Consider the following 4735-nt stretch of genomic DNA (forward strand, 5'->3'; position numbering starts at 1 on the left):
GGACGAGGTTTGGCTCAATCCGGAACGGGCTGAACCTGAATTAGTGAAGCTGGCTGCATGAAGTGACGCGACAACTTTGTTGACAACTACCGTCCGGCGGCCCGGCCTGGAGGTCAGCCCCATGCGCGCGTCGAGCCTGCTCATATTGTCCATTCTGTCCTTGTCGCTAGCGCTGGCGGCGCCTGGCGCGCTGGCGCAGCCGCCGGAGTCGGCGTCGGCGTCGGCCCAGCCCCCGGCCGCCGCGCCGGTGGAGGCGATCGTCGTGGTCGCCGCGCCGCTACAGGTCAAGACGCTGAGCGGCACGGTCAGCCAGTTCGCGCCCGGCGCGGGCGCCGTCGCCGGCTTGAAAAAAGGCGATCTGCTGCTGCTGAACTATGCCGCCGGCGTGGCCGGCACGCCGGCCACAACGCTGGCCTCGGCGCAACTGGTCGGCGCCACGCTGGTGGGCACCTTGAAGGAGGTCGCCGCCGACAAGACCTGGCTGATCGTGCGCAGCCGGCTGCCCGAGCAGCCCGACAACGAGGTCAACGTGCCGCTGCAGGCCGACGCGCCGTTCTGGCCGCTGGTGGCGGCGATGCGGCCCGGCGACGGCGTGACGGCGGTGTACCGCAGCATCGACGGCGTCAACCGCATCCGCATGCTGGAGTGGCAGTACCAGCCGGTGCCGCGCTGGCAGCGCTGGGTCTCGCTCGGCGCGGCCGCCGGGCTGTTGTTTCTGGTGGCGCTGCTGCTGACCGGCTTCCATCCGGCGCAGCTGATCCTCGGTGTCGACAACCGCTACAGTTCCTCGCAGTTCCAGACCGTGCTGTGGTTCTGGGTGGTCATCAGTGCCTACATGGCGTTGGTGTTCCACCGCCTGGCCTCGGCCGGCTGGAGCTATGTGGGCGGGGTCGATATCCCGTCCAACCTGTTGATCCTGTCCGGCGTGAGCGTGCTGACCTTCGCCAGCGCCAAGCTGATCAGCCGCAGCAAGGCGGCCGACGCGGACGTCCCCCGCAACGCCGCCGCCGCGCCGCGGGCGGCCGACCTGGTCCAGGACAACGCCGAGCGCACCGACCTGGGCGACTTCCAGATGGTCGTCATCACCGCGCTGGCGGTGCTGATCTACGCCGTCTCCACGGTCGAATTCATGGAGCGCATCGAATTCCGCCGCGTGGTGACCATGCCCGACGTCGACGCCACCCTGCTGGCCATCTTCACGCTGGGCCAGGCCGCCTATTTGGGCAAGAAGGCGGCGGGCGAGGCGCCGCCGCCGAATTAGAGCGTTTCCACCAATCGTGGCCGGCATGCCGCATTACAATTGGGAACAATTTTGCCATCCACGGAGACACGCCGGCCGCGACGCTACAAGCCGCGCGGTGCCCGGCGCCATAAAAAAACATGACAAAACCGCAGATTCATTTCGCCCACGCCAACAGTTATCCGGCCGGCGTCTACCGCCAGTATTTCGCCCTGCTGGAGCGGGACTACGCCATTTCCTCGCTTGACATGCACGCCCACAATCCCCGCTTTCCGGTCGAGGACGGCTGGGAGGCGCTGGTGCAGGAGTACATTGCCGAGCTGGAGCGGCGCTACCGCGAACCGGTGATCCTGCTCGGCCATTCCTTGGGCGGCATGCTCAGCCTGATGGTGGCAAGCCAGCGGCCCGACTTGGTGCGCTGCGTGCTGATGCTCGACGCGCCGGTGGTGGCGGGCTGGCGCGCGCTGTTCTGGCGCCTGATGAAGCTGACCGGCGGCGCCGACAAGTTCTCGCCGGCCAAGTTCTCGGCGCGGCGGCGCACAATCTGGCCCAGCGTGGCGGCGGCCCACGCCCACTTCGCCGCCAAGGACCTGTTCGCCGCCTGGGCGCCCGGCGTGCTGGCCGACTACATGGCGGCCGGCCTGGCGCCCCATCCGGAAGGGGTGCAGCTGCGCTTCACCCGCGAGGCCGAAACGGCGGTCTACCGCAGCCTGCCGCACCACCTGGGCCGGCTGGTGCGCGGCCGCTTCCCGGTGCCGATCGGTTTCATCGGCGGCACCGACTCGTGGGAGACCAGCCAGTCCGGCCTGGGCCACACGCGCGCGCTGGTGGGCCGGCATTTCCGCCTGCTGCCCGGCGGCCACCTGTTCCCGATGGAGTCGCCGGCGCTGGCGGCCGAGGCCACGCGCGCGATGCTGGCCGATTTGCTAGGTGAGGAATTTCACTGCGCGCAGGAGCAGAAGGCCCTGCGGAGCGCCTAGGGCATGTCGAAAAGACTCTGAAAAACGGGGATTTTCGCGTAAAATCGCGTCCCAAGGTCGGCGTTGCGCGCCGCGCGCGGTCTGGCCTTTCCCCGAATTTCTTTAGAAAATGCCTTAGCGATGACGATTAAAAGCGATAAATGGATACGCCAGATGGCGCAACAACATGGGATGATCTCGCCGTTCGAGCCGGGCCAGGTGCGCGAGTCCGACGGTCGCAAGGTGATTTCCTACGGCACCTCCTCCTACGGCTACGACATCCGCTGCGCCGACGAGTTCAAGATCTTCACCAACATCAACAGCACCATCGTCGACCCGAAGAACTTCGACTCGAACTCCTTCGTCGACGTCAAGAGCGACGTTTGCATCATCCCGCCGAATTCCTTTGCGCTGGCGCGCACCATCGAGTACTTCCGCATTCCGCGCAGCGTGCTGACGATCTGTCTGGGCAAGTCGACCTACGCCCGCTGCGGCATCATCGTCAACGTCACGCCGTTCGAACCCGAATGGGAAGGCTATGTGACGCTGGAGTTCTCCAACACCACGCCGCTGCCGGCCAAGATCTACGCCGGCGAGGGCTGCGCCCAGGTGCTGTTCTTCGAAAGCGACGAGGAGTGCGAGACCTCGTACAAGGACCGCAACGGCAAATACCAGGGGCAGAGCGGCGTCACGCTGCCGAAGGCCTGATCTTTACTTAGCTTTACCTGGCTTTACACGGCCCGCCATTGATACGGCGGGCCGTGTGCCGTTAACATCATTGTGTGAACTTTAATGATGACGGGGGCGATATGGTAACGGCGGTCGGATCGAGTACGGCAACGGCGGGCGCGAGCGGCGGCGCCGACAACAGCAGCGCCATCGCGGCGCTGCAAAAGCAGTTGGTGACGGCGCGGAAGGCGTTGAGCGAGGCGGCCAAGGACACTTCCGACGCCGGCAAGCAGAAGACCGATCTGCTGTCGCAGCAGGTGCAGGCAATCCAGGCGCAGATCGCCCAGTTGCAGGCGGCCGCCGCGCAAAAGGCGGCGCTGGCGCAGAGCAGCCAGTCGAGCGGCGCCGGCGCGGCCGCGTCGCCGGCCACGGCCACCGCCACGGCGCAAGGCCGCTCGCCGTATGCCACCGTCGGCAGCGTGATCGACACGCAGGCCTAGCGGCGGCGCGGCTTGGCCCGCCGAGGCATCGCAACAGGCGGCGCTGGCTTACTCGTCGGTGAACACTTGCTGGGCCTCGTTATCGACCAGCACCGGGCTGTCGAAGTAGCTGACGGTTGGGTCGGTGCCGTATTTCTCCCGGACGAAGCCGCGCCATGCGTCGCTGAACAAGGCTTCCGCCTCTTGCTTCGAATTCCAAAAGTAGATGCCGCCGGCGGTTTTGCCGTCTTCGGACAGCACATAGTGTTTTCGGAACAAGCCCGCCGCGCCCTGATAGGTGGGCGCGGTGCTGAGGAAGATGCTGCGCGCTTCCTCGCGAGTGATAGGATTGGGTAAAGTGAACGCGGTAACGGCGATAATCATTACTAGCTCCGGTTGTGCTGTGTAGTCGATGACCTTGGCTTACCAGAAAGCATCGAGTCTCAATGTAACATGGCCGGCGGAGGCGCGCTTGCGCAGCGGTTTTTTACCCCGCACTCTGCCGATAAGATGGCGGCTCAGGGTTTAAAACCGGCGCGCCGCTCATCTCGGGCGTGTCCGCGTTGGCTAGTTTTGGCCGATTATCGATGGCAAAGGCGGTACCAGGTGATTATCATAATTCCGCTGGAGACGGCAAGGACCACTACGACGTAGAAGGCTTGAATCTCACGCACGCTGAGCGGTTTCAGGGTAGTTAATGGGATGTGGTTTTTTCGGCGATAGGCCGGACAATTCCCGCGAACTCAATCAACTGTTCTTGCGAGAGTTTTAGTGCCCTGTAGTTCCCAAAGCAAAAAATCAAATACGCGATGGCTACGACTAGCGCCTCGATAAATGATTGGGATATTTTATCGCTTGCAATGGTGAATCCCACTACGGCCAAGGTGACAGTGGAAAAATATGTCCACAATTTATCCGTGCCAGTGTATTGATTTGTATACATGTCCAACAGGATTTTTAAGTCACTCAGCGACGTTGCTTCTGCCATCAGGAGCCCTCCCAGGATGTTCTTTATGCTCGAACCCAGTATGCGGCTACTGCGTTCTGCCGTAGCTCAAGCCTTGCCTGCGAGCGCAGGATTTTAAGAGAAATAAGCAGTTGTCAGCATACTACAGTTCGCTTGTTTTTCTGCTATCTAATCTCACCTCGCCTTAGGGCACATCGAATAACCCTGAATTCGTCGTTCCCGCGTAGGCGGGAATCCATGCTGAGTCAATGGACATGCGGGCTATGGATTCCCGCCTGCGCGGCGGTCCGCCGATGCGGAATGACGGTTTTTAGAGGTGCCTCTTAGGTGTCAAGACTCGTGTGGTTATACACGCGTTTAACAAATAATTCGGGCTTTTTCTTCTGCCATGCTTTGAGCGCTTGAATTGGTGATACGTGAT

6 protein-coding genes are annotated in these 4735 nt (G+C 62.9%); 4 read left to right on the top strand and 2 right to left on the bottom strand.

Annotation, left to right across the window (positions count from 1 at the left end; all coding sequences use genetic code 11):
• Window positions 1-121 precede the first annotated feature (121 nt).
• From H7U20_RS11575 to H7U20_RS11590, 4 genes are all read left to right on the top strand, one after another.
• Entirely contained in the window at window positions 122-1261 is a 1140-nt protein-coding gene (locus tag H7U20_RS11575) for a hypothetical protein (protein ID WP_199759303.1), read from the top strand.
• A 119-nt stretch (window positions 1262-1380) separates the two neighbouring features.
• Window positions 1381-2220, top strand: coding sequence for an alpha/beta fold hydrolase (locus tag H7U20_RS11580; protein WP_199759304.1), 840 nt, complete (start codon window positions 1381-1383; stop codon window positions 2218-2220).
• Window positions 2221-2340: 120 nt separating this feature from the next.
• Window positions 2341-2907, top strand: a complete 567-nt coding sequence (gene dcd, locus H7U20_RS11585; RefSeq protein WP_199759305.1) for a dCTP deaminase — start codon at window positions 2341-2343, stop codon at window positions 2905-2907.
• Window positions 2908-3008: 101 nt separating this feature from the next.
• Window positions 3009-3368 carry a FlxA-like family protein gene (locus tag H7U20_RS11590; RefSeq protein WP_199759306.1) on the top strand — a complete coding sequence of 120 codons (360 nt, stop codon included), beginning with the start codon at window positions 3009-3011 and terminating at the stop codon, window positions 3366-3368.
• Window positions 3369-3416: 48 nt separating this feature from the next.
• Here H7U20_RS11590 and H7U20_RS11595 read toward each other — a convergent pair whose 3' ends face one another.
• Window positions 3417-3731 (bottom strand): monooxygenase, encoded by a 315-nt coding sequence (locus tag H7U20_RS11595; RefSeq protein ID WP_199759307.1) that lies wholly within the window; start codon window positions 3729-3731, stop codon window positions 3417-3419.
• A 310-nt stretch (window positions 3732-4041) separates the two neighbouring features.
• Window positions 4042-4335 carry a hypothetical protein gene (locus H7U20_RS11600; protein ID WP_199759308.1) on the bottom strand — a complete coding sequence of 98 codons (294 nt, stop codon included), beginning with the start codon at window positions 4333-4335 and terminating at the stop codon, window positions 4042-4044.
• Window positions 4336-4735: the final 400 nt, after the last annotated feature.

This window comes from Rugamonas violacea, assembly GCF_016461825.1.
Classification (GTDB): Bacteria; Pseudomonadota; Gammaproteobacteria; order Burkholderiales; family Burkholderiaceae_D; genus Rugamonas.

Excerpts from the sequence above, each read along its gene's own strand:
- H7U20_RS11575 (WP_199759303.1), top strand. The coding sequence starts at position 122 with ATGCGCGCGTCGAGCCTGCTCATATTGTCCATTCTGTCCTTGTCGCTA.
- H7U20_RS11580 (WP_199759304.1), top strand. The coding sequence starts at position 1,381 with ATGACAAAACCGCAGATTCATTTCGCCCACGCCAACAGTTATCCGGCC.
- dcd (WP_199759305.1), top strand. The coding sequence starts at position 2,341 with ATGACGATTAAAAGCGATAAATGGATACGCCAGATGGCGCAACAACAT.
- H7U20_RS11590 (WP_199759306.1), top strand. The coding sequence starts at position 3,009 with ATGGTAACGGCGGTCGGATCGAGTACGGCAACGGCGGGCGCGAGCGGC.
- H7U20_RS11595 (WP_199759307.1), bottom strand. The coding sequence starts at position 3,731 with ATGATTATCGCCGTTACCGCGTTCACTTTACCCAATCCTATCACTCGC.
- H7U20_RS11600 (WP_199759308.1), bottom strand. The coding sequence starts at position 4,335 with ATGGCAGAAGCAACGTCGCTGAGTGACTTAAAAATCCTGTTGGACATG.